The organism is Acinetobacter sp. AKBS16, from assembly GCF_002899995.1.
Lineage (GTDB): Bacteria > Pseudomonadota > Gammaproteobacteria > Pseudomonadales > Moraxellaceae > Acinetobacter > Acinetobacter baumannii.
In genome coordinates, this window is sequence record NZ_POYH01000062.1 from 1 (window position 1) to 26,785 (window position 26,785).

At 39.5% G+C, this 26,785-nt stretch carries 17 protein-coding genes, 2 pseudogenes and 1 riboswitch; of the genes and pseudogenes, 2 read left to right on the plus strand and 17 right to left on the minus strand.

The annotated features are described in order from the left end of the window. The 5 genes from C1642_RS10900 to C1642_RS10920 all read right to left on the minus strand — a co-directional run. Positions 1–430 (minus strand): amidase family protein (locus C1642_RS10900; RefSeq protein WP_265734994.1); only part of this gene is annotated, 430 nt, incomplete at its 3' end. 12 nt (positions 431–442) lie between these two features. Further along, on the minus strand, positions 443–877 hold the full coding sequence (locus C1642_RS10905) for a CopG family ribbon-helix-helix protein (RefSeq protein WP_103236324.1): 435 nt from the start codon (positions 875–877) through the stop codon (positions 443–445). Between the two features lie 4 nt (positions 878–881). Next, positions 882–1,007: a hypothetical protein gene (locus tag C1642_RS10910; protein WP_001000629.1), complete on the minus strand. Its 126-nt coding sequence runs from the start codon at positions 1,005–1,007 to the stop codon at positions 882–884. A 171-nt stretch (positions 1,008–1,178) separates the two neighbouring features. Then, entirely contained in the window at positions 1,179–1,718 is a 540-nt protein-coding gene (locus C1642_RS10915; RefSeq protein ID WP_000821713.1) for a hypothetical protein, read from the minus strand. Positions 1,719–1,805: 87 nt separating this feature from the next. Further along, positions 1,806–2,159 (minus strand): winged helix-turn-helix transcriptional regulator, encoded by a 354-nt coding sequence (locus C1642_RS10920; RefSeq protein ID WP_103236325.1) that lies wholly within the window; start codon positions 2,157–2,159, stop codon positions 1,806–1,808. 93 nt (positions 2,160–2,252) lie between these two features. Between C1642_RS10920 and C1642_RS10925 the strand changes: the two genes are divergently transcribed. Continuing rightward, a complete protein-coding gene (locus C1642_RS10925) occupies positions 2,253–2,789 on the plus strand; it encodes an NAD(P)H-dependent oxidoreductase (RefSeq protein ID WP_103236326.1) in 537 nt (178 codons plus the stop codon). Between the two features lie 38 nt (positions 2,790–2,827). On the opposite strand, the pseudogene uca reads toward C1642_RS10925, so the two are convergent. From uca to C1642_RS10945, 4 genes and pseudogenes are all read right to left on the minus strand, one after another. Next, positions 2,828–6,427: pseudogene (gene uca, locus C1642_RS10930) on the minus strand (urea carboxylase). Positions 6,428–6,429: 2 nt separating this feature from the next. Next, positions 6,430–7,083, minus strand: a complete 654-nt coding sequence (locus tag C1642_RS10935) for an urea amidolyase associated protein UAAP2 (RefSeq protein WP_000217385.1) — start codon at positions 7,081–7,083, stop codon at positions 6,430–6,432. Between the two features lie 15 nt (positions 7,084–7,098). Further along, positions 7,099–7,839: an urea amidolyase associated protein UAAP1 gene (locus C1642_RS10940; protein ID WP_103236327.1), complete on the minus strand. Its 741-nt coding sequence runs from the start codon at positions 7,837–7,839 to the stop codon at positions 7,099–7,101. A gap of 28 nt (positions 7,840–7,867) precedes the next feature. Further along, a riboswitch (guanidine-I (ykkC/yxkD leader) is annotated at positions 7,868–7,963 on the minus strand. A gap of 191 nt (positions 7,964–8,154) precedes the next feature. Next, entirely contained in the window at positions 8,155–9,315 is a 1,161-nt protein-coding gene (locus C1642_RS10945) for a zinc-dependent alcohol dehydrogenase (RefSeq protein WP_103236328.1), read from the minus strand. A gap of 252 nt (positions 9,316–9,567) precedes the next feature. Here C1642_RS10945 and C1642_RS10950 point away from each other — a divergent pair, with 252 nt between their 5' ends. Further along, complete coding sequence (locus C1642_RS10950; RefSeq protein WP_000921226.1) at positions 9,568–9,999, plus strand: SRPBCC family protein; 432 nt, start codon at positions 9,568–9,570, stop codon at positions 9,997–9,999. A 60-nt stretch (positions 10,000–10,059) separates the two neighbouring features. On the opposite strand, the gene C1642_RS10955 is transcribed toward C1642_RS10950, so the two are convergent. The 8 genes and pseudogenes from C1642_RS10955 to C1642_RS10995 form a co-directional block, all read right to left on the minus strand. Next, positions 10,060–10,620, minus strand: coding sequence for a TetR/AcrR family transcriptional regulator (locus tag C1642_RS10955; RefSeq protein ID WP_103236329.1), 561 nt, complete (start codon positions 10,618–10,620; stop codon positions 10,060–10,062). Positions 10,621–11,532: 912 nt separating this feature from the next. Continuing rightward, positions 11,533–12,933, minus strand: coding sequence for a hypothetical protein (locus tag C1642_RS10965; protein WP_103236330.1), 1,401 nt, complete (start codon positions 12,931–12,933; stop codon positions 11,533–11,535). Positions 12,934–12,944: 11 nt separating this feature from the next. Next, complete coding sequence (locus C1642_RS10970) at positions 12,945–18,989, minus strand: DUF637 domain-containing protein (RefSeq protein ID WP_103236331.1); 6,045 nt, start codon at positions 18,987–18,989, stop codon at positions 12,945–12,947. 46 nt (positions 18,990–19,035) lie between these two features. Beyond that, complete coding sequence (locus C1642_RS10975; protein WP_103236332.1) at positions 19,036–20,775, minus strand: ShlB/FhaC/HecB family hemolysin secretion/activation protein; 1,740 nt, start codon at positions 20,773–20,775, stop codon at positions 19,036–19,038. Between the two features lie 347 nt (positions 20,776–21,122). Further along, the gene (locus C1642_RS10980; RefSeq protein WP_000698630.1) at positions 21,123–22,343 is read right to left on the minus strand and encodes a chloride channel protein; all 1,221 of its coding nucleotides are present in this window, start codon (positions 22,341–22,343) and stop codon (positions 21,123–21,125) included. Positions 22,344–22,645: 302 nt separating this feature from the next. Continuing rightward, positions 22,646–24,364, minus strand: a complete 1,719-nt coding sequence (locus C1642_RS10985) for an acetyl/propionyl/methylcrotonyl-CoA carboxylase subunit alpha (protein ID WP_103236333.1) — start codon at positions 24,362–24,364, stop codon at positions 22,646–22,648. After that, a pseudogene (locus C1642_RS10990) lies at positions 24,364–25,940 on the minus strand (5-oxoprolinase/urea amidolyase family protein). The gene C1642_RS10985 and the pseudogene C1642_RS10990 overlap by 1 nt, the downstream one beginning before the upstream one ends. A 32-nt stretch (positions 25,941–25,972) precedes the next feature. After that, the gene (locus C1642_RS10995) at positions 25,973–26,779 is read right to left on the minus strand and encodes a putative hydro-lyase (RefSeq protein ID WP_103236334.1); all 807 of its coding nucleotides are present in this window, start codon (positions 26,777–26,779) and stop codon (positions 25,973–25,975) included. Positions 26,780–26,785: the final 6 nt, after the last annotated feature.

The window sequence follows — 26,785 nt, forward strand, 5'->3', positions numbered from 1 at the left end:
TAATATATTCAGGGTTAAAACTATTTTTTACTGCACCGTATGGAGAGCGAACACCAACCAGCCCCGTTGCAAACTGATCGAGGTTGGTTTTACCAACCACAATCGCCCCTGCTTTTTTTAGCTTGGCAACTACGGCAGCATCTTGTGTCGCTAAATATTGAATCTCTTTACAGGCAGCAGTAGTGTGAAATCCAGCAACATCTATATTATCTTTAACTGCAAATGGCACACCGTATAGTGGTAAGTCAGCAATATTCTGGTCTTTTAAAATATCAATTTGCGATTGAATCTGCTCGTTCGATGCAATTTCAATCCATGCATGGTCATCATTTTTAGTTTCTGCAACGTAACTAATCAAATCTTCAAGATAGATTTGCCCGTTTTGATATGCTGTTTTCCAGTCTTGAATTGTCCATAAATTTTTCAACACGCTACTCCTCATTTAGTCATTTTGCTGTATAGGCGGCATGACGGCATCCATCAGTTCTAGATGTCCTTTGATTACCCCTTTCAGCACAATAAATTGCTGGCTAATTTGTCTAAGCTCAGAACTCGCGCCCTGCATTAACATGACTTGCAATATCTTTTGTTGGTCGAGCTGAATATGAAGTGAACTAATCACCTGTGCTAAAAACTGTTGTTGTAAATCAACCAATTGATTACGCAAGGTCATTTGGCAAGCGTCATAAAGCAGCGTCAATGTGCCCACCATGACTTCATTGGCCTGTGCTTGCTCTGCAATCAGGTGTTTATTAATCATGTCGACAATGGCTTGCGAGCGACTTTCATAGTTCTGCTCGACAATTTTTTGGTCGAGCGCGTTGAGGGTCGATTCAGGTACGGTAATACTGATTCGAGCAAGCTTTTGTTTTGCCACAGTCTTATCCTTTTGTTTTAGGCAGCTGATTGTTTTGTTTGATATATACGCCTGCGCGTACGCTGAGTAATTCGACTAAAAAGGCTTTTAAAGTTTGCTTTGGTTGAACCACAGGTTTTACATCGTTCATATCACACCTCTAGCTTGGTATTACCAAATTCAGTTTTTGTATTACTAATAAGAGATGCAGAAAATGTGCCAGTTTTTAAGCGTGGTTTTGATGGGCTTGGTAGGAATTTATGAGTGATTTTTGGGCAAGAAAAAGCCCCATGCACAGGGATGGGGCTATCTCTTTTAATCCTTAGTTATGTTTCAATAAATCATTCTGATTAAAAAGGAATCCATCTTTAGGAGCCTCTATCTTTATATTATTTATTAAACTTTTAAAATCATTAATCGCTTTATTTGTATCATTACCTTCACCTTCATATGTCACTAAGATAACTCCAGCATTAGTACCTGATGAAGCACTAATAAGAAAACGTTTATCAAAGTTGGTTGTAAATACATTAGCTTGATAATTCATACCATTACTCAATGGAATATTAATATCCTCATTAACTAATGTTACCCCTTTCATTTTGACTAGTCCTTGTTTAGGAATTTGTAGAGAAGCAACCAGATATTGCATACCCTCTTCTATACCTTTAGGATAATATATTGAAATTATAATTGCCTGTTTACTCGCTTGTTTTATTGCAATTAACTCTTCATTTTTCCCTTTGCTAATATCCCACTGATCTTTTAGGTTAACTACAATATTTTTATATTTTACTTCTTGAGCATAAGTCGGAGTAAGTAAATAAAAAAACATAAATGTTAGTAATAAAATTCTTTTCATAATAATTCCATTTTTGTTCTTGAAGTATCATATTAAATATCATTCATGGAGTCGAATCTATTCCATAATTTAATTTTGTCTTTAATCTTATGACTGCTGAATCATCGTATGCGCCCATACCGATAAAGACTTTAAAACAGGTTTAAAAGACTGGCCTAGTTCGGTCATTTCATAAACCACCTTAATCGGTGCTTTTTCACCATAAACGGTTCGAGAGATTAAGCCACTTTGCTCTAATTGCTTGAGTTGAAGGCTTAAAGTCATTTCTGTGATAGTTGGCATTAATTGATTGATTTCATTAAAGCGTTTTGGCCCATCTTTTAGATAATACAAAATCACACATTTCCATTTTCCACCGACTATATCCATAGCCATACTGATATGGCATGGATACGTTTTTCCATTTACCGTAACTTCACATTTATTTTCAGTTTTTGCCATTTTTAAACGCTACCTATCAACTTTGATAGTTATTGTACGCCCATACTATAAAAATTATAGTGACTATTATTTTTATAGTTTAAAGGCACTCTCATGGCTTTACTGATTTTAGCTCATCCCTACTACGCTCAATCAATTGCAAATAAAACGATAGTGAATGCACTTATAAAAACCTATCCGGACCTTGAAGTGCGAGATATTTTCCAGCTTTATCCAGACTATAAAATTGACGTGAGTGCTGAACAAGAAGCGTTGTTACGCCACGACACCATCATTCTGCAATATCCAATGTTCTGGTTTAATATGCCGGCAATTTTGAAGTTATGGTTTGATGAAGTTTTTACTTATCAGTTTGCTTATGGCTCTCAAGGCGATAAATTAAAAGACAAAAAAGTCATTATTAGTATGACGGTCGGGCAAAAAGAAGCGAACATGGTGAACGACCAAGAAAACTTAATCGATAGCTTTTTAAAAGCGGTTCAACATTCAATTCAATATACGCAAATGCAGTTAAGCGGCACATTTTTGCTTTATGACGTATCGCCTTTATCCGGTAACCCAGAGTCAAAAATTAAATTAGAAGCTGTTGAACATAGCCATAAAGTATTAAAACATTTAACCGAAGCATAATAAAAAAGAGAGCATCAATATCGATGCTCTCTTTTGGTTTAAGCGACTGGTGCCAAAGTAAATAGCACTTGTCCTGTTTTTACGGTTTGCCCTTTTTCAATGGTAATGGTTTCTACTTTCATGCGTTCCGGCGCAATAATTGGAATTTCAATTTTCATTGCCTCAATCACTGCAAGAGTTGCACCTTCTTCAACAATATCTCCTGATGCACATTCGATTTTCCAGATTGACCCCGGCATGTGCGATTCGACTGCACAGCCTCCTTCAGGAATAACCACGGTTTCACCTTCATCAACAGTATCTAGGCTTTCAGAGATATATTCTTGTAAGCCCGCTTCGTGCCAACGGCGGCGCTCAGCCTCAAAGTTAGCTTGTTGCATGTCTTTAAAGGCTTGAATGCTGTCTTGATGTGTTTTTAAAAACTCGTTGTATTCTTTTAAGTTAAGCACACCATCTTCAATACGAAGTTGTAGTCGGCCCGCCTTAAAGTCTTCACGCATTTGTAGAAGTTCATTCTCAGAAACTTCATAAAACTTAACTTGGTCAAAAAAGCGCAGTAACCACGGTTTACCTTCTTCGAAGTTGGCATTTTTACGGTAACGGCTCCACATTTGGGTCGTGCGACCAACAAACTGGTAACCACCCGGCCCTTCCATACCATACACACACATATAAGCCCCACCAATGCCGACCGCATTTTCAGGTGTCCAAGTTCGCGCAGGGTTATATTTTGTGGTCACTAAACGTTGGCGTGGATCGAGTGGCGTTGCAACGGGTGCACCTAAATACACATCGCCTAAACCCATCACTAAATAGTTTGCACTATAGACAACATCTTTAACCGCTTGCTTTGAAGCTAAGCCATTAATACGGCGTATAAACTCGACGTTATCTGGGCACCATGGCGCATCTGGACGAACAATTTGTGTGTAGCGTTCGGTAGCAAGTTGAGTTTGCGAATCTTCCCAAGCCAAAGGTAAATAGACAGTCCGTGAAGGCACCTGCATATTTTGAATATCGGGTAATTCGGCTTCTGCCTGTTGAAGTTTCTGTAGAAGCTCCAGTTGATCAAGCTGGATTGAATCAAAGTGAATTTGTAGTGAACGAATACCTGGTGTTAAGTCAATAATACCCTGAATGTTTTGATCTTTGACCCATTGCATGAGTGCATGAATACGGAAACGTAAGTTTAGGTCGAGTACTAACTCGCCATATTCCACCAACAAATAGCTATTTCCTGCTGGTCGATAGGTCACGCTTGGTAAGTCAGCTTCACCTTCTAAAGTTGCTAAAACCGCATCTTTTAAAGTGTCATGTTCTGCTTGAATAGCTGGATTAAAATCGATCTGAGTTGTATCAGTCGCGGTTAAACTTTGATGATATTTTTGATCGAGTACTTTTGCTTGCGCATAACTCACGGGTACAAATTTGACCTTATCGCCTGCTTTTAGCTGCCCGATTTTCCAAAGTTCGGAATGAATGACTACCGCAGGGCAAACAAAGCCGCCTAAGCTTGGACCATCTGGACCCAAAATAATTGGCATATCGCCAGTAAAATCAATTGCGCCAATAGCATAAGCATTGTCGTGAATATTGGAAGGATGTAAGCCTGCCTCACCACCGTCTTCACGTGCCCACTCTGGTTTTGGGCCAATTAAACGAATGCCTGTCCGGCTTGAGTTGTAGTGAATTTCGAACTCATTGGCAAAGAACGTATCAATATCTTGTTTGATGAAAAAATCTGGTGCGCCATGTGGGCCATACATCACGGCAATTTCCCAGTTTTGGGTAAAGCTAGGAATTTGCGCTTGAGCTAAAGCTGTGGTCGTCTGAGCGGAATATTCAGTAATCGGCAGCATATCGCCAATTAATAAATTACGGCCTGCATGCCCACCAAACTGCCCTAAAGTGAAAGTCGCCTGTGACCCTAAATACTCAGGAACATCGAAACCACCTTTCCTATATAGCTACGGCAACCTGAACGGATAATCCCACATTTTAAAACTTGGCCTTTTTTTACATTGACGGTTTGCCACATCGGCACAAGTTCGCCATCAAGTTTTGAAGGCATGTCACCGCCTGTAATGACAATTTGGCTGTCGCAGTGAAACTTTAAAGTTGGCCCTTGCAAGGTACATTCAAGCCCTGCGGTATTTGGCTCATTGGCTAGAAGCTGGTTTGCCACAGTTAAACTGAGTGGATCAATCGCACCTGATGGCGGCACACCAACATCCCAATAACCTAATCGCCCTGTTACGTCTTGTGGCAGTTTGAATACCAGCCTGCAACACCTCAATTTTTTGAGTTTTCCATTCAAACGTATTTAAAAATCGGGTGGTTTGAGTACCCAAAGCAAACACATCGCAAGCAATAATGTTTTGTAAATATTCTAAATTGGTTTCAATGCCTGCGACTTGCGTGTTGGCAAGACTAGCGCTCATTGCCTGTATGGCTTGGTCCCGTGTTGCAGCAGTTACAATAATTTTGGCAATCATTGGGTCATAAAAAGACGACACCGTTGAACCTGTTTCAACCCATGTTTCTACTCGGGCTTGCGGGTCAAATTTAACATGTGTAAGCAGGCCTGCACTCGGCTGGAACTGTTTAATTGGGTCTTCGGCATAAAGACGAACTTGAATGGAATGTCCTGTTGGCTCTAACTTTTCTGTTGGTGCTGACCAGTCACCGCTTGCCAAAGTAACCATCCACTCGACTAAATCGACACCAAATACCTGCTCGGTCACGCCGTGCTCGACTTGCAAACGCGTGTTGACCTCTAAGAAATAAAATTCTTGCGTTTCGGTGTCCATGACAAACTCAACCGTGCCTGCCGAGCGGTAGTTCACCGACTGCATGAGTTGAATCGCAACTTTTTGAAGGTAGTCGCGTTGCTGTTCATTTAAATGTGGCGCGGGTGTTTCTTCAATGACTTTCTGATTACGGCGTTGTACCGAACAATCACGCTCACCCAACGCTAAAACTTGCCCTTTCCCATCACCAAAAATTTGCACTTCGATATGGCGTGCATGTTGTACAAATTTTTCTAAATATAAACCTGCATCTTTAAAATTGACCTGCGCTAAATAAGACACTGTTTGATAGGCATCTTTTAACTCTGTTTCATTCCAGACCAAACGCATGCCAATACCACCACCGCCCGCGGTACTTTTCAGCATGACTGGATAACCAATATGGACCGCTTCAGTTAAGGCCTCAGCTTCATCGGCAAGTAGCGAACTGCCCGGAAGTAAAGGTACATTGCTTTTAATAGCCAGCTCACGTGCAGTATGTTTTAAACCAAAATCGAGCATTTGGCTTGAAGTTGGCCCAATAAAGGCAATTCCTTGGCTTTCGCACAAATCACAAAACTCGGCATTTTCAGCCAAAAAACCATAACCGGGATGAATGGCTTCTGCTCCCGACTGTTTAGCAACCTCAAGGATTTTTTCAATATTTAAATAACTTTGATGGGCAGGTGCGGGACCAATCAAGAAAGCTTCATCGGCCAAAGTCACATGTAACGAGTCACGGTCGGCTTCGGAGTAAACTGCTACCGAAGCGATCCCGAGTTTTTTAAGGGTACGAATTACGCGACAGGCAATTGCACCGCGGTTAGCAATCAGAACTTTTTTAAACATGCTTACACCCCTTCCGCTTCACGGACAACCAGTTGAATTTTGGTTGGGTTATAGGCATTACATGGGTTATTGAGCTGCGGACAATTTGAAATTAAAACAATCAAATCCATTTCCGCCCGAACTTCTACATATTTTCCCGGACCTGAAATTCCATCATCAAATTTAAGCTGACCGTCTGGTGTAACAGGCACATTCATAAAGAAGTTAATGTTTGGGCCGATGTGACGGACATTTAAGCCATGCTTTTTTGCAATCGGGTGTTTTGCCAAGGCATACATAAAGTTGTTACGGCAACTATGCATAGGGTACGTTTCATGTGCATAGCGAACTGTATTACTTTCACATGAGCAAGCACCGCCAATGGTGTCATGACGCCCACAGTTATCATCATGAATAACCGCAATTGGACGACCCAAGTTACTATAGAGTTTAGTGCCCTTTTCTAAATAGATTTGTTGGTTGATAGCCAAGGTATCCATTGCGCTATAACGCTCAGTCGGGTTTTCTGCACTCATAAATAAAGTATCGACTGCTTGGTTTCCCTCAAGGTCAATAATTCGAAAATATTGGCCCTTTTTAACCTCGCACATCCACGCTTCGCCAGCAGGACAAACTTCATTTAAAACTGCTTTTTCAAATGATTGTAAAACTGTCATGATGCTTCTCCTGATTTAAATATTGCTAAGTGCGTAGTAGCGGGCTGTGTTTTGGAACGCACGCTGATTTTGCGAACATGCATCACGACAAATATCGCTGTCTGTTAGAGAATTGGCTTTAAATAAACTGAGTTGAATATCGGCAGGTTGATAGCTTGGGCTGGTGTCTAAACCATGCGGCGCAGCAGATAAAAATACTAAGCAGTCCATTTCAAAGCGCAGTTCAATGCTTTGATTGGTGTTGTCAGAACTGACATAAGACAAAGCACCGTTTTCATCTGGTGCAACTTTAGAAAATAGATTAACGGTGGCACTCAGGTCTTGGCTGGCAAGCCCGTATTTACACATTTCAATCAATAAGCTGTCTAAGCCATTTTGGTACATATCATTGCGGGCATCTTGAAATGTACGCGTACCGAATTGCTTTTCAATTTGTTCTGGTCGGCTTGGGCCACAAAGTGCATCATTCCAACCATGATCATCATGAACAATGGAAGCCATGACACGGCCAAGGTCTGAGTACAATACGTTGGAAGCTTTTAAATAGGCAGTGTGTTGCCCTTTTAAACTGTCGGGCATGTTGAAACGTTCAAGCACATCGGCAGCATTTACACAAAACAAAGAAACATTTGCCTGAGCGCCAAGCGATGTAAATCTAAGAATAGTTCCTTTTTGAATACGACCCGACCAGTGATGTCCGCTGGGTAAAAGTTCGGTCCAAATCGCCTGATTGTTATGATAACTTGCAGTGTTCATAGCTACTCCTGTCGGATAGTTTTAGACTTCCTCCCGGGCTTTTATCCCTCCGTGTAGTTCGCTAGGAACCGTGAACTCTCGGTCCAGTCATACATAAAGTATCGGAACCCTAGATCACTTTTGATTGGTTATGACTATGCAAAGGACATGCCAGCTTAGTATTACGTTTTTGGTGAAAAGTAATACTAAACTTGAGCCGTTTAGGTGCGATTTAAGTTCAAAAATAAAAAACTGCATTCAAAATTGTGCATCTTGAAAATAAAAAAAGCCCCTTTTATTAAGAGGCTCTAGAGTGAAATTATAAGGCTGAGATTTTTAAGGAAGCAGAATCACCTTACGGCAGTCCTCTTCTCTTTCATTAAAAATGCGATAACCTTCTGCGGCATCTTCTAATTTCATTCGGTGGGTAATAATCGTTTCAGGTGTTAATTCACCACGCTCAATCAATTCTAAGAGTTGCGGTAAATATTGATGCACATGAGTTTGGCCCATTTTAAAAGTTAGCCCTTTATCAAAAGCATCACCAAATAAAAAACCATGAATCGGGCCTGCATAGACACCTGGTACGCTGACTACTCCACCACGGCGAACCGCGGCTATACATTGACGAAGCGCTGCGCCACTTGAACCTTCAAGTTTTAAATTGGTCAGGACTGTTTCAATCACACTGCCTTTTGCCTCGAAACCAATCGCATCAATCACAGCATCGACACCGCGATAATTGTCAGTATTTTGAATAATAAATTCGGCTGCATCGACTTCATCAAAATTAACCGGAATAGCGTCATAGGTTGCCGCCGCATAGTTCAATCGATATTCATTGTGATCGACCATAAATATTTTTTCAGCGCCAAGCATCTTGGCACAAGCAGCACTTAATAGCCCGACTGGACCAGCACCATAAATTGCAACGGTTGAGCCACGTTTCACTTGGGCATTATTCACTGCCTGCCAAGCCGTAGGCAAAATATCGGTCAAGAAAAGCACTTTTTCATCTGACAGTGAGCCGGGTACTTTAAAAGGTCCTTTATTGGCTTTTGGCACGCGAACATATTCTGCTTGCCCGCCCGGTACACCCCCATATAAATGGCTATAGCCAAATAAAGCTGCACCCGGTGGAATCTGCTTTTTATTGATAATCGCGCCGCGCCCTGTATTGGTGGTCTCACATGCAGCAGTTAAGTCGAGTTGGCAAAAGAAACATTCACCACAGGCAATCACAAATGGCACAATCACACGGTCGCCCTTTTTGACTGCGGTGACGGCTGGAACCTCTTCAACAATGCCCATGAACTCATGACCAAAGATATCGCCATGTTCAGTCTTTGGGATTTTGCCTCGATATAAATGTAAGTCGGACCCACATATCGCTGTGGCAGTCACACGTAAAATAATGTCATCTGGTTCTTGAATAATCGGATCTGCAACCGTTTCTACTCGAACGTCTTCTGCACCGTGGTAAGTAAGAGCGCGCATTTGTTATTCCTCTATTTCCTATAATTGTCATTTGATTATGAGGAGGCTTTCTTTACGGTTTGCAACGATTGTTATTTTTCACGTAAGGCATATTGCTTAAATGCAAATGAGTTAAGGCTCCACTCCTACCAAAAAACGTGCAATATAGAGATGAAATCACGCCGACGAACTAGAATTCCACCCTAGTGAAAAGCATGCTAATATCCAAATTCTGACAATTACTCATGTCAAATTTACTTTAGAGGGAACAAGATGTTAAAAACTCAAAAAATCAACATCGTACAAGAATTTGATGCACCCGTAGACAAGGTCTTTGCCGCCTTAAGTGAACACGAAAATCTAAGTAAACTTTTTGCCCCTGCTAAAGTCACTCGCATTAGTAATGGAAAGGATGCACGTAACGGCGTTGGCTCTGCACGCAAGATGTCTATTCCGTTTACACCTTCATTTGTTGAAACAAATTTAGTCTACAAAGAAAATGAACTGATCGAGTACGCAATTACAAGCGGCATTAGCCCAATTAAGGCACACCGTGGTGTGATGCAATTTACTGACTTGGGAAATAACCGAACTCGTTTAAATTACACCATTAGCTTTAAAGGTCGCGTTCCTTTTATTGGCCCAATTATTAAAGCGGCTTTACAAAATGGCGTGAGTCGTGGCCTTAAAAAACTTAAGTTTTAATAGCCTCATACCCACTAAAAAAGCCCAGTGATGGGCTTTTTTATTTTACTGTTTCTAAACTTAACACTCAGACAGCTTTCTTAAAAAATAATCTAATAATTTATCTCGTTCATCTGTTTCCTCTTTACTTAAAAGCTGAACCATTGCCCCATCAATCAAAAACAAAAACATGTGAGCATCTTCCATTAAAGCTGTGGATTTGACGGTTAAAAGTAGGCCATGTATTTGAGTCAATAACCAGTTTCTATAATCAACCACCACTTTATAGGCAGTGGGATAAAACTTTTCAATTTCAAAAATGGCCTTAAAAGGCAAACGGTACAGCCCTTCGAGGTTGGCATGGAGATAAAATATTTTTCTCAGCTTATCAAACACCATAAGTTCACGATAAGAATGAATAATAGAAAATACCTCTTCTTTTAACCCATCTTTTTGAAAGGTTAAGCACATTTCAATGAGCCTTTCTTTTGAATGAAAATGGTTATAAAACGTGGCTTTGGTCATCTTAGATTCGGCAATAATTCGGTCAATACCGACTTTATGAAATCCATATAGGTTAAATAAATCTTTTGCTGTATGAAGCACTCTAAGTGCTCTAAATGAAGCTTCTAAATTTGGCATAGTTATACCGTTTAAAATAATTTTTTGTTGTATGTAAAAGAGATAGAAATACCGTCACTCTTAAATTGAGTGCTAAAAACGGGCATGCAAAAGCCGCACAATAAAGATGTGCTCGCCTATCTCGGGTTTATTGTTGCTATGATTTTTTAGTCGTAACGATGTTTAGGTGTAAAAACCTAGAGTCGATTAAACCGATTTAGAAAGTATTTAAACGGTATAAATAGAGAGATTTTGGCAAAGGCCAAAAATTGAGAAGAATTAGTACGCATAGCGGACTCCTAGATGAAATAGAAGCTCTACCAGATCACTGCTAAATGATTATGGTGGCAGAACGAAGAAGGGTTAGCAGACCAGTCATCTAGGAACTGGCACGCCCGAAGGCGTCCCTCCTCCGTCCTACCGCTACGAAGGGAGACGAACGAGTTCACCACCAAAAAATTACTTTTTTGATGATCTAGATGAAAACGGTCTGCTAAAACCGACTGGCAATGTAGGCCAGCACGCAAAGGATAGTATTCGCTTTTGTTGGCGTCAAGCGTAGGAAATGACATTTGTTTTAAAATAGATCATTAAAAAGTAAGGGGAAATAAAATAGTTTCTTTGTTATTTATTTCTTATTTAAATTAATATTTATATATTTATCTTAAATTTACAGACAATATAATTCAATAGTCTATTTTCAATAAATGATAGTCTTCTAATATTTCTATATTTAATTACTCATTGTATAAAAAATAGTTTTATAAGGAGGCTAACAATTATTTAGGTTTTATCTATTAAATAACTAAAAATCTAGAAATAAGAAGTTCTCCCGTTTTTACTTTAATATTCAATTTTAATAATTAAATATTTTAACTAATAAGGAGGGTTTAGCCCCCCCTTATATAAAACAATAAAATTTATTTCTAAATATTACTTCACTTTAAACGAGTTAAAAATTGGGTTAGAAATTTCTTGAGATTCACTCAAGTCATTACACCAATAATCCATGAAAGTGACCTTAACAAAAAACCGCTCAAATACAATTACTTTAATTGCTATACGAAACAAATTAAACTCTTGTTGATCGATTTGGTCTAAATAAACTTCTGAATATTCCTCAAAATGATCAACTTTACTTTCTACATTTGACCATTCTGATTGCGCTAATGGGTAATTACTAGCTAATACATGAAGTATGGATTCAGCATACTTCTGACGGCTCATTGTTTCTTGCTCTGGTCGATCCCACGCTCCAATAAATAGTTCCTTTTCTATAGGAGCGTCATATCCATCTGGTTTATAAAAAAACTCTATTTCACTTACCTCACCATGACTATAAACATCCTCAACACCATAACCAAGTGCTATAGGATCAAACATGCGTAATAACCATGCTTGAGACAATTGAATAATCCATTGATCGGTACCAAATTCCTTTATTTCCTTCAAATATGTATAAATATTTTCCGGCGGTACTTCTGCTTGCATATAAGCATCTGATATTAAATTAAAATGAGGCACACGGAAGACATCAGTATAATTAGTCTGCAAAGGAATATGAATTACATTATGTTCAGATAAGCCTTTTAAAACTCTATAATCCGTGTTTATTACATAAGCCTTTTCTGGTGACCAAAAGGCATCAGAACCCAAATGATGTTTAACTATTTCACGCTGTTCATCCACATGTTCTGTTTTTTCAAATATATCTTGTACTTGCTCAGTTAATTGAATGTAAACAGCATCATCTGATAACTTTTCTACTTTATACGCGGGGGTAGACAATAAACACTCTAAGCCAAATAAATCGACATAAGGTTTACCAAATACCGTTCCCCAATACATATCTGGTAACCAATGTTTTAGTTCATGGGAAAAAGGTGTTACCCCACGCCATCCTTCTTTAATTCCTAACTGTGGTTCCGAATGACGATTTGCATCAATAATTGCTAAGTCCGCATTAAATTGTAAGGTAGTAGTTTTCAGATAATTTATCAATTTATGCTGATCAATTTGAGTAAACTCTGAGGTAAGATATTCCTCACTATGCGTCTCTCCATGCAATGAAGGCCAAAAACTTCCTTGATAACGAGGCTTTTTTAAACGTTGGCACAATAATCGATCAGCGGCTCCCCCTTTGTCATTAGGAACTAATTTTTCTATTATCTCAGGTGAAAATGGGGTTTTTAATGGTTCCCAAAAACCACACTTCTCTGGAAGCATTTCTGGGAAAAAGTTACAGTAATTATGTACTCTTTTAAAAAAATCTTGGGGCTCTCTCAACATATTTGGAGTAAAAATTTTACTATGAATAGGGCGTTTAAACTTCATTTGATAATTTCCTAATATGGGTGGAGTGTCTGTTTAATAGGATCAAATCTTTGAATTGTTCCCTTATTAGATAAAATATTATTCTTTACTGTTTCGGATATTTTTGTGTTCATATTCACAACCAAACTAACTGGTTTTCCTGTTGCAGCATAGCCTCTAAGCTGTTTAGTATCTGTAAGATATTGAACATTCTTGAACTCAACTAATGTGCCGCCATTACCGAATGCATCTGGAATAATATTAATTTGCCCATCTCTCTCTGTTTTTATAGTAATCATTTGTCGATCGGTATTTCGCTTTACTCCCAATTTACTTGCAACACTGGTTTCAAACTCCTTTCCATTCATCCTATTGCGTGTAACAACATCTACTCTATTTTGATAAACTGTTTGAACATAAGAGCGATCTATTTTTAATTTATCTAGCTCACTCTTTGCAAGTTTTAATGACTCTCCCTTGCCTGGTTTTAAATCAGTGCCAACAACCAAATCTATTGCAGCCATTGCCCGATCAAATGGAGAGGTGCTTCGGCCAAATACAGTCAATAAATCATCAGCAATACCTATTAGCTCATCAGCACTCTGCTCCTTTAAGGATGCTACGATGTCATCTTTTGTGACTTGTTTCCCTGTTTTTCTTAAAGCATTATATTTATCCAAAGTTTTCACTAAAACTTTGCCTGTAGTTGTTGCTAATCGAACTAAAGAGTTATTCTGGATTGCAGTATCAGCACTGTTCGCAGCAGTATTAACATCATAACCTGTATATGCTGCAACCGTTCCAGAAACTAATTTACCAATATTCCGGATTTTTAGTTTTTCTGCATCAGTATATTCAATACCATTGGCTGGTTCTGGCATTAACCCTGCCACTATTTCACCTACGCCAGCGCCAATCGCACCTGCCTCACAGCTAGACTTCGTTGCAGCTGCTGTTGCACATCCAACAGCGGCGTGAGCAATTTTATGAATTGTATATTCAAATATATTCGGATCAACTTTATCTAAACTTGTTCCAATCTGACTAGCTAACTCTCCTTGTAATGCCCCCGCTAGACCTGCTAGTAAAGCAACCTGTAAATTATCGCCAAGATTCCCACCATTAATGGCAGTTTGTACCAAGGTGGATCCTACAGAGGTGGTAAAATTATTCATTAAACGATCAGGAAATAAAGTACTATCAGGTTTAAGATTCAATGCCGTACTTACCTGACTTAATAATCCAGCAGTTACAACACTTGCTGCTAAATTTCGGATCGACTCTTTACTACCCAAATCGTTTAGAGTTTTACCAATATCTCCCCCATTATTGATCAAACTGATACTAGCCTGAGAAGCTATAGTCGTAATTGCTGCTTGACTCATTGCAACAGCAGAGCCACCTAGAGTCGATGCTGTTCCACCTAGTGCACCGACTACTGTCGCCCCCGCTCCAGCAGTTGCTGCTACGACGATAATAGCAATAATCGCTGCCCCTGCTCCAGTTAAACCTTGTGATTTATAATCCCAATCCTTTTGAGTAAGGAGAACCTTCTGCCAATCCACATCATTACGATTGACTAAATCTTTAAGGTAAGTATTTCCAGATTGGTTTGCTAATTTTAAAATTTCATCCCGAAGTACTATTTTATTGGCATCTTTTTCGCTTATCGGTATTTGTACGCTCAGCCCACCAGTGGCTTTAAAGATCGGTGGTGTGGGACCATTAAAACTTGGAAGTTTGGCTGTTTCTGTAATAGAGCCTTTATCCTGCATAGATTGCCAGACAACTGAGTTAGAATCTCTTTTTTTAGTTTCGGTTATCTTAGTAACAATATCTTGTAGAATAATTTGCGCCCCCTCAACTGCATTTTCACCAACACCAGCTTTAATTTCAGCATGACCAAGTTTATTTTCAAACTCGGATCCTCTAATCCATGTGGTATTTCCTGAACTTAAATTGGTATTTCGCTGAGCAACCAATACAGCTGGCAACTCAGATTCAACAGAACGAGTTGAACTCACTGTACTTGTATTATATTTCACCCCAAAAAGCTTAGACTTTTTGGACACGTCAATTTGACTGAACTGGCTTGTCGGTTTAGTCCAGAGCCTTAAATAACCCCCTGCATTTAAGTTAATATTTCCATCATGACTCTGTAAATCTGTGGATACCAATGTGAGGCTTCCATTCGAAGAGATTTTAATATCCCTATTTGAAATTATAGAAGTAGGTGTAGGTGTATTGGTATTATAAGTTTCCGTTTCTGTAACCGTTTTACGTTTATACCAATTGCCAGTTTTATAAGTTTTTGTGGAGTATTTATATAATTCTTCTTGAGTTGCTTCTAAACGTAAATCTCCAGAAGCAGCTAAATTTACTCCATCAATTCCACCATTTAAGGAAGAAGAAACTATTGTTAAGCCATTATTTCCCCCAAGCGTTTCTATTTTTACCGATTTTGAACCATTAATATAACTTGGAGTATTAAAACTGGCATACCCATAATTATTTGCTCCAGCCACTCCATATTCAAACTCATCTAACAGTCCAGCAATATAAATACTGGTAGGCGATTTTTGTATAACGACATTATTGGGTAAAATTTCTGTTTTATTTCCAACATCTGGATCTTGGGATAACAGTCCTTTTGCCCTTATTAATACACTAAGTCCATCAACTTGAGTCCCCTCCAGTTTGATACCGCTATTAGACAATATATTGACATTACCTTTCGCCCAATAGGGAGTACCTGTACCGATAGCCGCAGCCTTTGTCCATGGTAATATTTCTGCATATGAATGCTCGATTGCCTTCCCTTTGGTTTTTAACATTTCTAAACCTTGAGACATGATATTTCTTTGCTGCACCATAGACTCAAAAGTTTGTGCTTTATAATTAGCTTGATCTTGTTTATATCGTTCAATTTGCGCATCTAAAGCAGACAGTTCTATGCCAATTTCTTGAATACGTTTTTGTGTAACGTAATCAACTGCCGTATTCTTAACACCACTAATGACAACATCACCATCTGTTGCTGTAATGTTAATATCTCTTGGTATAAAAGCGTTACTGGAGCTAGCTTGTAACTTTGCTCCATTAATATGCACTTTTGTTCCAATTAAATTAATATTGCCATCAGTCGTTTGTATTTTTACAACTTGCTCTGATCCATTTCCATTTTTTCCTCCATACCCATTCAGGTTTAATGCTCCATTTTTTGAAATAAGCTGGACATCACCTTTAGCATTCAACGTGTGGATCTTTGGGTCAATCGTTAAAGCACCATTGGTCTGGATGGTAAGATCACCATTTAAATCTTTGAGAACAGGATCACTTCTGAGAAAAGCACTATCAACTGCATTTAAGGTTAATGTTGCATTAGAAGGTGTAGTCAAAACATTGCCAGCCTCTAATGATATTGCCCCACCAGTATAGGTAGTATTTTGAGCAGCGTGGCTACCGCCACTTGTCATTGACAAAATACCCTTGGCTGTTAAATTACTTTCAACATAGGGTGTCCAAACTGTAGTTGTACCATATTCACCATTAATATAAATATTTTTCTTGCTACTTAAGGCTAGATGCTTATCAGAATTAGCTGTAACACCTAACAAAGTTAAATGATCTTTAGACGATATTTCAGTGTTACCTTTAGAGTTTAAAATACTATTTTTAAAATTTAATTTTCCTTCGCTATTAATTTTCAACTCATTAGCAGCTATAAAACTTGTTCCATTATCAACAACTAAATCATTCTTCTTATTATTGATATTAATATTCTGTGCTGTAATAGTCGTAGGACTTAAAACTGATCGGCCATTATCATCATTATGCATACTTACATCATTATTCGCCAAGATTTTAAGGCCATTATTACTTATAAGTTGAACATCACCTTGATTGGCCATTATATCTGTTGCTGAGATACTTAAAGCACCTTCACCTGTTGAACCAACAACAACGCCTTTAGCTCCGTTAATATTAGTTTTATCAGTAGTGATTACATCATAAGAAGCCATTGAATCAAAATGTTGCATAGATGATAAGTTAACATCTTTGTTCGCAAGCAGTGAAATCTTTCCAGCTATTGAATTAGCTTTTAAGCTGAAAGTTTTTAAATTACCCGCTAGAGCTGTAACGTTAATATCATTTTGAGCAGTCAATGCATTATCTAAAACCAAATCAGCAATTTCTGCGGTTAAACTAATATTGTTTTGAGAAGTAAGAGCAGTATTTAATGTTAATTGATCTGCTTGTAGCTGAATACCACCTTTACTAGAGAACCCTTGTGATGAAAGACTTAAATTATTCTCGGCATCCAATGCAACTTTCCCTGTAATCTGGGGTAGAACTTTTGTTGCATTGTTCCAGACCAAGTTACGCCCACTGTGAGCATTAATGTTCTTGACTCGTGTTACAGAATTTTCAAGTGCAAATCCAAGATTCTGTAAATTTACATCTCCTGAACTATATAAGTTTAAATCTTTACCCCCATAAATAGTCCCACCTCGAATATCAATTAAACCATCTGTATTTGAAGAATCTACTTGTAGGTTTATTGAACCCAAGGATGCCTGTATCTGATTTTCGTTTAGTGAGAGCTTACCTCGCCCAGATACATTTAAATTTTGTGCTGCTATTAATTTTGCACCTTGTGCTGCAACCACATCTTTTTGTGACTGAATATAAGCAGAACCACGATTACTGGTTATGCCTGCGTTAGTTGCCAGATTGATGTTCGCTGCATCAACATATAACTCCCCACTCTGCGCATCATTAAAAATTCGACTATTTGCTGCTAAATTTAAATTCCCTTTAGTATTGATGATTAAAGGAGAGGAAGCCAAGCTACCATTATTAATAATAATTTCTTTAGCATTTACATTCAGATTATTACCTGAATCAATATTGAGCATGCCATTACTATTGATACTACCTGATGAATTGATATCTGCAGCTACACCAACACCCGTTGTTTGCACACTGACTAAACCTTGGGTTTTACTGGTTGAACTGATAGTACCGCTATGCTCAATTTTCCCTGCACTGGTAATCACCAGATTGTTGACTGCTTGAAGTGTCCCCGCATTGGTAACGCCCAAGCCCTTTTCTGTACCCATCAGATATATGTTATTGGCATACATCCCACCTAGAGCTTTAACATCCACAGCCAATGTCGGTGCAGTTCCAGTACCTGTTTTAGCTGTAACATCCTGCAAATCTGTACTGACATTATTTGCCCCGGCAATCACCTGAATATCATTTTTGGCACGTAGTTCAGCACTAAGTTCTAATGCACGAGCATAGAGGTCCACATAGTTTGCATCATTATTATTTCCCCCTAATCCAAACTTCGAGTTAGGATTTGCTGAAACCGTAATTCTTCCTTGATCAACTGTGAACTGTTTGATACTGCCATCAGCATTTAACTGGGGCTTACCTGTAGTAAAAATTGCTTTATTGGCATTAATAAAGCCACCGCCTTTAATATTAATACCAGACGGGTTGGCAATAATCACATCTGCCATTTGCCCTGCAACTTCCAAATTCCCTTCAAAGCGTGAAGCGACTGTTGAATTTACTTCATTGAGGATGACACGAGCTTCACCAGTCGCTAAAAATGGGTTCGCCCCCACGCCCCCTACCGTTTTGGTGATAGCTCCTGTTCGGCTATTATTTAAAACAGCGCCTTCAGCCAATACATCAAACTGTTTATAGATATTGTGGGAAATACCATTTTTAGGAGTCTGGATATTAACCACTGGAACTGTTGTGCCTGCTGAGTTCTTGCCAGCAGCAATGACAGCTCGGTTTGCAGCATTTGCTGCACTATCTGCAATGATATCAGCATAGACTGGAGCAAAAGGTACCATTAAGCTCATACTTGTTACTAATGCCTTGACATGCCACAGTTGATGAAATGATTTTTCTTGTACCAGTAATTGCCCAGAACTCACTATTTCTGAGGATGTGGATTGTCCTGTCGCCTTGCTCTGACTCCTGACATTCTCAGCAACTGCCATAAACATGTTACGCGCTTTGTTAAAAACAATTCGATAAAGATTTTTATTCATAAGTCAGTTTTCTCTAATTAAAATTAATCTTTTTTCATAAGGAAACTTAATAAAAAGTATTTAGGCTAAATCCAAATATCCAGTCTTTTTTTATACTTTGCGGAGCGATTAGACCGCGCCCTGTAAAGGCATCCATATAAAAATGGTTCAGGTAACTACGCACCCCCACGACACTCCCCATCAGATGGCGCTGCCCAGCAATACTGTTCTCACCGTTCACCCACCCCTGATCTACAGCCATGTAAAATTGAGTATTAGGAATTTGTGTATTTACGCTGATTTCCTGTTGTAAATACTGTCCGTTATCGCCTGATAGCATCAGTTCTCCATCAAAACCTCGGACGCTGTAACGACCACCGATATAAAAACGATCATTAGGCACTAAAACTCGTGGGGCATATTGTCCACGCCAATTCAGACGGTATTGGGCTGACACATCTAAAAGCTGAAATGGCATTTGAAAACGTAAATCGGCACTCCAGATCGGTGCACGGGAATACCCTTCTGACGGTAATGGATTTTTATCAATGTCCTTAATTTGTTCTTCTGGTGCTAACAACGCATCAAAGGCGCCTGTACCATGCCGATAATCCAAACCCGCATCTAATACAGCATCCCCCAGATATTGCCGATGTTGGATCCCGGCATTCCAGCCTGACGTTCTTCTACGTTGGACTTCAATTTCAATATCATCAATAAAGTTTGAGTTTTGCTTATGGTAGAGCTTGCCATAGAGACTGGTTTTATGTTGCCCACTTCGGCTAAGGACTCGAGATACATTCAAGTTACCCTGCTCACTTAAGCCGTGATAACGTAGTACACTATTTGCACCCAATACATTTTGCTCGTATTGATAACGGCTATAGCTAGTACTGAAATCATAGTTTCCTAACGGAAGCTGATAACTTACAAAGTAGTTTTTATTTAAGTCTCGATGTAAGTTATCTAATGAATGACTAAAATTAAAAGAAAGAGAATCGCTTAAGTAGAATGGATTGGTAATACTGACTCCTAAGCTACCGATGTATTTACCAGTATCTTTACTACCTGAATTATCCAGGCCTAAATTTAAACTGATCTTTGAATGTGCCTGTAACTTAATAACCAGATCGCTATAACCTTGAGTTTCCTGAACAGACTCGTTTGACGGCAAAATTTGTATATCTACCGTATAAGCTCGTTTTAAGTTTTCTAGCCCCTGATCAAGTTGTTGTAAATTCAGGACATCACCTTCTTTAAAGGGTAAAGCTGCTTTAAGTTGTAATAAGGAGAGTTGCTCACCTTCTACGATGATTTTACGTAAACGCCCAATCTGCACACCAAGTCGCAAAGAACCTTGCTGGATATCTTGAGGGTCAACAGTAACCTGACTGGTAATAAATCCTTTTTTAATCAACTCATTTTGGGCAAAATTAACGAGGTTATGTAAGCTTTGCGTACCGATACATTTGCCAATGATCTTCTGGGGATGGTTCCAGATTGCCCGAAGCATAAAGTGAAATTTATAATATTCAGGGTCCTGTAACGTTTTGCTATCAAAATTAATATTCTTGACCTGAACACATGGCTCTTCCGGAACAACTATAGTTTTAAAATCCTGCAATTGGGTAGTGTCAGGTTTAGGTGGAAGTTGAGTGATTTGCGCTTCTAATTGTTGATTAAGCTCTTTTAAACGTTGTTCCTGACGTATACGATCTGGTAAAGAAATATCATCGATAGCATAAGCATGCGTAGCTAACCCATATAAAAGAAAAAAAGCGTGAGTAAAAAAAATTTTGTTTTGCATAAAATATTATTTTTAATTTACCAAATAGATAAAAAATCAAACAAAAACTACATGAATCATTCATAATCAACAATAAATGTCATAAAAAATTCATAATTGAAACATTTTGGAAATTTTTTAAATATTTTTAATTTTTATTAATGTATACCCATGATTTAAATATTTAGAAAACAATAATTGTTCATTAAAATTAATTTCCATCTTCTTTTATAAGATATAAATTCAATTCTTTTTATATTTTTAGAAGTATTTTACTTACTAGGCTAATTTTTATCATTATTATTAAAAAAGAAGATTTAATAGGAATTAAGCAATCTAAAACCACTCAACTCCTTACAAAGCCTTAATCAATCCATCAACTTTTTACGGCGATACAATCCACAGTTCCCAGAAAACAACGCTGCCAACAAACAAGTAATAATCGCATAAGTCGCAACATTCATTCCAAATAGCTCAACAGCTAAAATAATAGACGTTAATGGTGCCTTACTCGCCCCTGAAAACAAACTGACTAACCCTAATCCTGCAAGCAATGAAATTGGTAGGTTTAAAACTGCGCCTAAAGCATTACCTAATGTCGCGCCTACATAAAACAACGGCGTAATTTCACCACCTTTAAAGCCTGAACCTAAAGTGATAGCGGTAAAAATGGTCTTGTTAAAAAAGTCGTAGAACTCAATCGGCACATAAAAAGATGAAATAATTTTATCGGTACCCAAACCATTGTATTGCTGATGCGCAGTGAACAAAGTAAGTAGCATAATGACAATACCGCCCACCATCGTTCTTAAAGGCAAATACCGAACATATTTATAAAAAACGTCACTCGCAAAATGAATAGCTGCAATAAAGAAACGCGCAACTAAACCAAAGATCAACCCTGCCGCAATCAGGCTCATGAGCGTTCCAAAATGAATGGCTGGAAACTCGCTAATTACATAAAAAACATGCGGATGAACAATTTCGAATAGCTCAGGGATGGCCGAAGCAATCAGCGCCGACACAAAACATGGAAAAATGGCTGAGTATCTTAAATTACCTAAGGCAGTAATTTCTAAACCATAGATTGCACCTGCCAGAGGCAAGCCAAATACCCCCGCAAAGCCCGCGCCAATACTGGCGATTAAGCAAATTTTTCGGTTATCTTCCGAGATTTTTAATATATGGCTTAAGTGGTCAATTAAAGCACCCGAAAGTTGAACTGCTGGCGCCTCTCGCCCTGCCGAACCACCAAACAACTGCGTTAAAATTGAGGTAATAAAAATGATAGGGCTCATTCGTTTAGGAATAAACGACTTCGGCTGGTGAATTTCATCTATGAGTAAATGAGTTCCGCGTTCAATCGGTGAACCATATTTTTTAATGAGATAACCAATACCAAAACCCACAAAAGGCAAGAAATAAATAAGCCAGTGATGCAGGCTTCTCACTTTATTTGAAATATCAAAAGCCACAAAAATTAAAGTCGATGCCAACCCTGCAACGACTCCAATCACAATCGAAATGACGAGCCAGTAGACACTGTATTTTAGAATTTGATCATATTCAGATGAAGGTAGAATTTTCATTCGCTTTCTTCAATTCGCCTTTGAGTGAGTGCCAAATTCTCAAATTGTTTTTATGCTGCCAGCTCATTAAGTGAGAAATGCTTAAACTGGGCTAAAAATTAAAGCCCGCATATGCGAGCTTTCAATACAGTGATTAATTTTTAGTATCACCAAACTGTGACAAATATCTCATAATTACTGTATTTTTTCAAGACGAAATTCGTTAACGACAACGTAGAAAAAATTCCTCACCAACTTGATAGATAAAGGTTATGTTGAGTCTTAGCGAACTAAGACTCAATCAATTTAAAACTGTTCAAAGCTTAGTGAATACTCGCAATAGCAGTTTCTGCATGACAGGTCGCCCCTTTCTCGGCACTAAGCTGAATAACGCCACTGCGGTGTGCCAGTACCTGAACTTCCATTTTCATGGCTTCCATAATGGCAACCACTTGCCCCTCGGTGACCTGCTCACCATTTTCAACTTTCCAAGCACTAATCACACCATTGATGGGTGCCAGTAAATGCTCGGCACTGACTTCTGGCTCGGCTGTTTGGGCTTGAACGGCGGTTGCTGGCCCTTGTGCAAACATGCCCGCAGGTAAACCTAGACGGTGTAACTTGCCATCAATTTCAATGTAGCTGAGCAGCATTGGTTGTTGATGGTTTGGAATGCCGCGTTTGGTTGGCTTTAACTCTTGTTTAAAGTCATTTTCGATCCAGCGTGTATGTACATTAAATTCATCGGTAAAGCCAGGTTCATTGAGTACCGCACGGTGGAAGTCTAAAACCGAAGCTACACCTTCAATTTTAAATTGCTTTAAAGCACGTTTCGCACGGGCAATTGCAACTTCGCGGGTTGGACCAGTGACAATCAGTTTTGCCATGAGTGAGTCAAAGTGGCTAGATACCAATGAACCAGTTCGAACGCCAGTGTCCACGCGTACACCGTTACCAAACGGCGCTTCAAACAAACTCAACATACCAAAGGCCGGAATAAACCCACGTGCTGGGTCTTCGGCATTAATGCGAAACTCAATGGCATGACCTTGAGCTTTCGGTGTTTCTTTAATAGAAAGCTTATGGCCTTGAGCCACGCGAATTTGCTCAACGACCAAATCGACTTTGGAAGTTTCTTCAGTCACTGGGTGTTCAACTTGCAAACGTGTGTTTACTTCTAAGAAAGAAAGCTTGCCGTCACGACTCAGTAAATATTCAACTGTTCCCGCACCCACATAGTTTGCAGCCTGACAAATATTTTTTGCCGAGCTTAAAATTTGCTGATAAATCTCATCGCTAATAAATGGCGCGGGCGCTTCTTCGACTAACTTTTGGTTACGGCGTTGCAAAGAACAATCACGTGTACCAAGTACCACAATATTGCCATGTTGGTCGGCTATTACTTGCGCTTCTACATGGCGCGGTTTATCAAGATATTGCTCGACAAAACATTCACCACGGCCAAAGGCCGCTTTTGCTTCACGTACTGCCGACTCATAAAGCTCTTTGACTTCTTCGAGTTTCCACGCGACTTTTAAGCCACGCCCACCACCACCAAACGCGGCTTTAATGGCAATTGGTAAACCATATTGTTTGGCAAACTCTAAAGCTTCATCTGCATTGTTGAGTGGGTCTTGCGTACCCTGAACCAACGGCGCACCGACTGAAGCAGCAATTTTACGTGCTTCGATTTTATCACCTAGTTTTTCAATAGCGCTTGGAGATGGTCCTACCCACTTTAAACCTGCATCAATCACAGCTTGGGCAAATTCGGCACGTTCAGATAAAAAGCCATAACCCGGATGCACCATCGTCGCTTTTGATTTTTTTGCAACTTCGATAATGGCTGGAATATTTAAATAGGTTTCACTGGCAGTCGCACCAGCCAAGCCCCATGCTTCATCTGCAAGTTCGACGTGCATGCTACCAATATCGTCATCTGCATATAACGCGACTGACGAAATTCCCATGTCACGGCAAGCATGAATAATACGAACGGCAATTTCACCACGGTTAGCAATCAATAATTTTTCTGTATTCATCATTCATTCTCAAAATCTGTAAATTCGGCAATTTTTTTAAATTTGATGCGGCAACCTGCCGGAATCTGTGCCACCAAATCCCAATGGTGTTTAGCAACAGAGGCAATGACCGGATATCCGCCCGTTAAAGGGTGATCATTCATAAACAAAACGGGTTGGCCACTCGGTGGAATCTGCAAAGCACCAATACATGTACCTTCACTTTCCAGTTCATGGGTAATTTTGCGAGTTAGAGGCTGTTCACCTGAAAGTCTTAGCCCGACGCGGTTACTTTCATTGGTCACGAGCCATTCTTGCTGACAGAGCAGCTCAATACTGTCTTGTTCAAACCAATCAGTACGCGGTCCCATCACAATATCTAGCTCAACGACTTCGCCAGCTTTTGGCAAATCACTTTTACCCACTTCATTTACACTAATGTTGGTCGCCTTCACCTGTCCTTGATAAATGGTATCTCTAAGCTTTAATGGTTCTGGCCCTAATACCGCCAAGCTGTCAAACGAAGCACTATTGAGTACTGGTTCAACGTCTATACCACCACGAACGGCCAGATAGTTTCTTAAGCCTGCTGTTGGTGGTTGAATGTGAAATTCATCGCCTTCATCCAAATCAATCGGTTGATAGCTTGCAAAGTCTGCGGTTTGACCGTCAGCAAATTTCACACGAATGTTTGAGATTGCGCCTGCTACCGCAATAACGCCTGCATGCTGCATTTTGGCTTTTAGGCCGCCATTTAAAACTTCAATGACAGGTGTATCGGTTGGGTTACCCACAATACGGTTGGCACTATGCATGGCAGGTAAATCCATTGCACCAGCCACGCCAACACCAATATTGGTCTGGTTTAAACGCCCTTCGTCTTGAATAAGCATTTGTAAACTTGGCGCAGTAATTGTAAATAGTGGCACCGATTGTTTCGGCTCAGCCTTACGTGTGATTTGCTGCGGTACAGTCACCGTAGTTGGACGATGCGTGACATCTTCAAAATGTACAGTCATGCCCGGTAACAGCAATTTTTACGCTCTAAATCCCACATTTTTTCTGTTGTTGTACCAATCAGCTGCCAACCACCCGGACTGTCTTTTGGGTAAATACCAGAGTATTTTCCAGCCAACCCCAAAGAGCCTGACGGTATTTTTTTACGGGGAACCGTTAAGCGTGGAATATCGGTAAAAGGCTTATCGGGACTGCTCATATACGCAAAGCCCGGCGCAAAACCAATAAAAGCCACATTCCACACGCTTTGGTGATGTTTTCTAATCACATCAGTAACAGTCAGCCCTTGTAACTCGGCAACTTGCGCAAGGTCTTCGCCGTTATAGCAAATCGGCACAATCACTTCTTGGCCGCTACGCTCAAATCCAGAATCAATTTTGAGGCTCTGAATTGAAACAACTAGCGTTTTAAAATTGGTTTCGATCTCATTAAAAAAAACCAAAATTGTTTTTGCAGCGGGGACTAAGTCTTTAATTCCATTCAATTGCGTATTTTGCAATTTATTGTACAACGCCAATGTTTCTTCTAAGCTCGCAAGCTCAATCAGAAAACAATCGGCGTTTACCGATAAAAAACGCATTTGCTTATCCTTTTTAATTCTTCTTTAGCTATTTAGCCCATCCAAGCACGGTCAGGAATATCGGTAATAAACATGTAACCCGGAGCATGACTAATGGCAAAAGGAATTTTCGAGTTCATGACTGCTGCTTGCGGTGTTACCCCACATGCCCAAAATACTGGAATTTCACCCGCTTCTATGCGTGAAGCATCACCAAAGTCAGGTTTATTTACATCCTTAATACCTAAGCTTTCAGGGTGCCCGATATGTACAGGTGCCCCATGTACACTTGGCATACGCGCTGTAATTTTTACCGCTTCACTAATTTGATGAGATGGAATTGGTCGCATGGAAACCACCATATTTCCTGAAATACGCCCTGCCGGTTCGCACTTTATATTGCTTAGATACATCGGCACATTGGTGTCATCATGAATATGACGAACTTCAATACCCGCTTCTTGCAAAGCGGTTTCAAACGAAAAACTGCAACCAATCAAGAAAGTCACCAAATCAGGATGAGCATTATAAATCTCTCTCGCATCGGTCACTTCATCGACCATTTCCCCATCTTTCCAAATGCGATAGCGAGGGAAATCGGTTCGGATGTCTGAGTCTGCGGCAAGCTTAGTTGCATAGATGCCTTCTTCGAGCACATCAAGCACTGGACAGCTTTGCGGGTTACGGTGCGCATAGAGTAAAAAGTCATATGCCCACTCTTTTGGCACCGAAATCATGTTGACCTGCGTCATGCCAGCCGCCATGCCTGCCGTTGGTTTATCGAAACCAGCACGAATTTTTAAACGCGCATTTAACGCGGCTTCAAGCTGAGCTGGGTCGACTTTAATATCCTTATACATTGCGCT

Coding starts and splice junctions, on each gene's coding strand:
- C1642_RS10910 (WP_001000629.1), bottom strand. CDS start 1,007: ATGAACGATGTAAAACCTGTGGTTCAACCAAAGCAAACTTTAAAAGCC.
- C1642_RS10915 (WP_000821713.1), bottom strand. CDS start 1,718: ATGAAAAGAATTTTATTACTAACATTTATGTTTTTTTATTTACTTACT.
- C1642_RS10920 (WP_103236325.1), bottom strand. CDS start 2,159: ATGGCAAAAACTGAAAATAAATGTGAAGTTACGGTAAATGGAAAAACG.
- C1642_RS10925 (WP_103236326.1), top strand. CDS start 2,253: ATGGCTTTACTGATTTTAGCTCATCCCTACTACGCTCAATCAATTGCA.
- C1642_RS10935 (WP_000217385.1), bottom strand. CDS start 7,083: ATGACAGTTTTACAATCATTTGAAAAAGCAGTTTTAAATGAAGTTTGT.
- C1642_RS10940 (WP_103236327.1), bottom strand. CDS start 7,839: ATGAACACTGCAAGTTATCATAACAATCAGGCGATTTGGACCGAACTT.
- C1642_RS10945 (WP_103236328.1), bottom strand. CDS start 9,315: ATGCGCGCTCTTACTTACCACGGTGCAGAAGACGTTCGAGTAGAAACG.
- C1642_RS10950 (WP_000921226.1), top strand. CDS start 9,568: ATGTTAAAAACTCAAAAAATCAACATCGTACAAGAATTTGATGCACCC.
- C1642_RS10955 (WP_103236329.1), bottom strand. CDS start 10,620: ATGCCAAATTTAGAAGCTTCATTTAGAGCACTTAGAGTGCTTCATACA.
- C1642_RS10965 (WP_103236330.1), bottom strand. CDS start 12,933: ATGAAGTTTAAACGCCCTATTCATAGTAAAATTTTTACTCCAAATATG.
- C1642_RS10970 (WP_103236331.1), bottom strand. CDS start 18,989: ATGAATAAAAATCTTTATCGAATTGTTTTTAACAAAGCGCGTAACATG.
- C1642_RS10975 (WP_103236332.1), bottom strand. CDS start 20,775: ATGCAAAACAAAATTTTTTTTACTCACGCTTTTTTTCTTTTATATGGG.
- C1642_RS10980 (WP_000698630.1), bottom strand. CDS start 22,343: ATGAAAATTCTACCTTCATCTGAATATGATCAAATTCTAAAATACAGT.
- C1642_RS10985 (WP_103236333.1), bottom strand. CDS start 24,364: ATGAATACAGAAAAATTATTGATTGCTAACCGTGGTGAAATTGCCGTT.
- C1642_RS10995 (WP_103236334.1), bottom strand. CDS start 26,779: ATGTATAAGGATATTAAAGTCGACCCAGCTCAGCTTGAAGCCGCGTTA.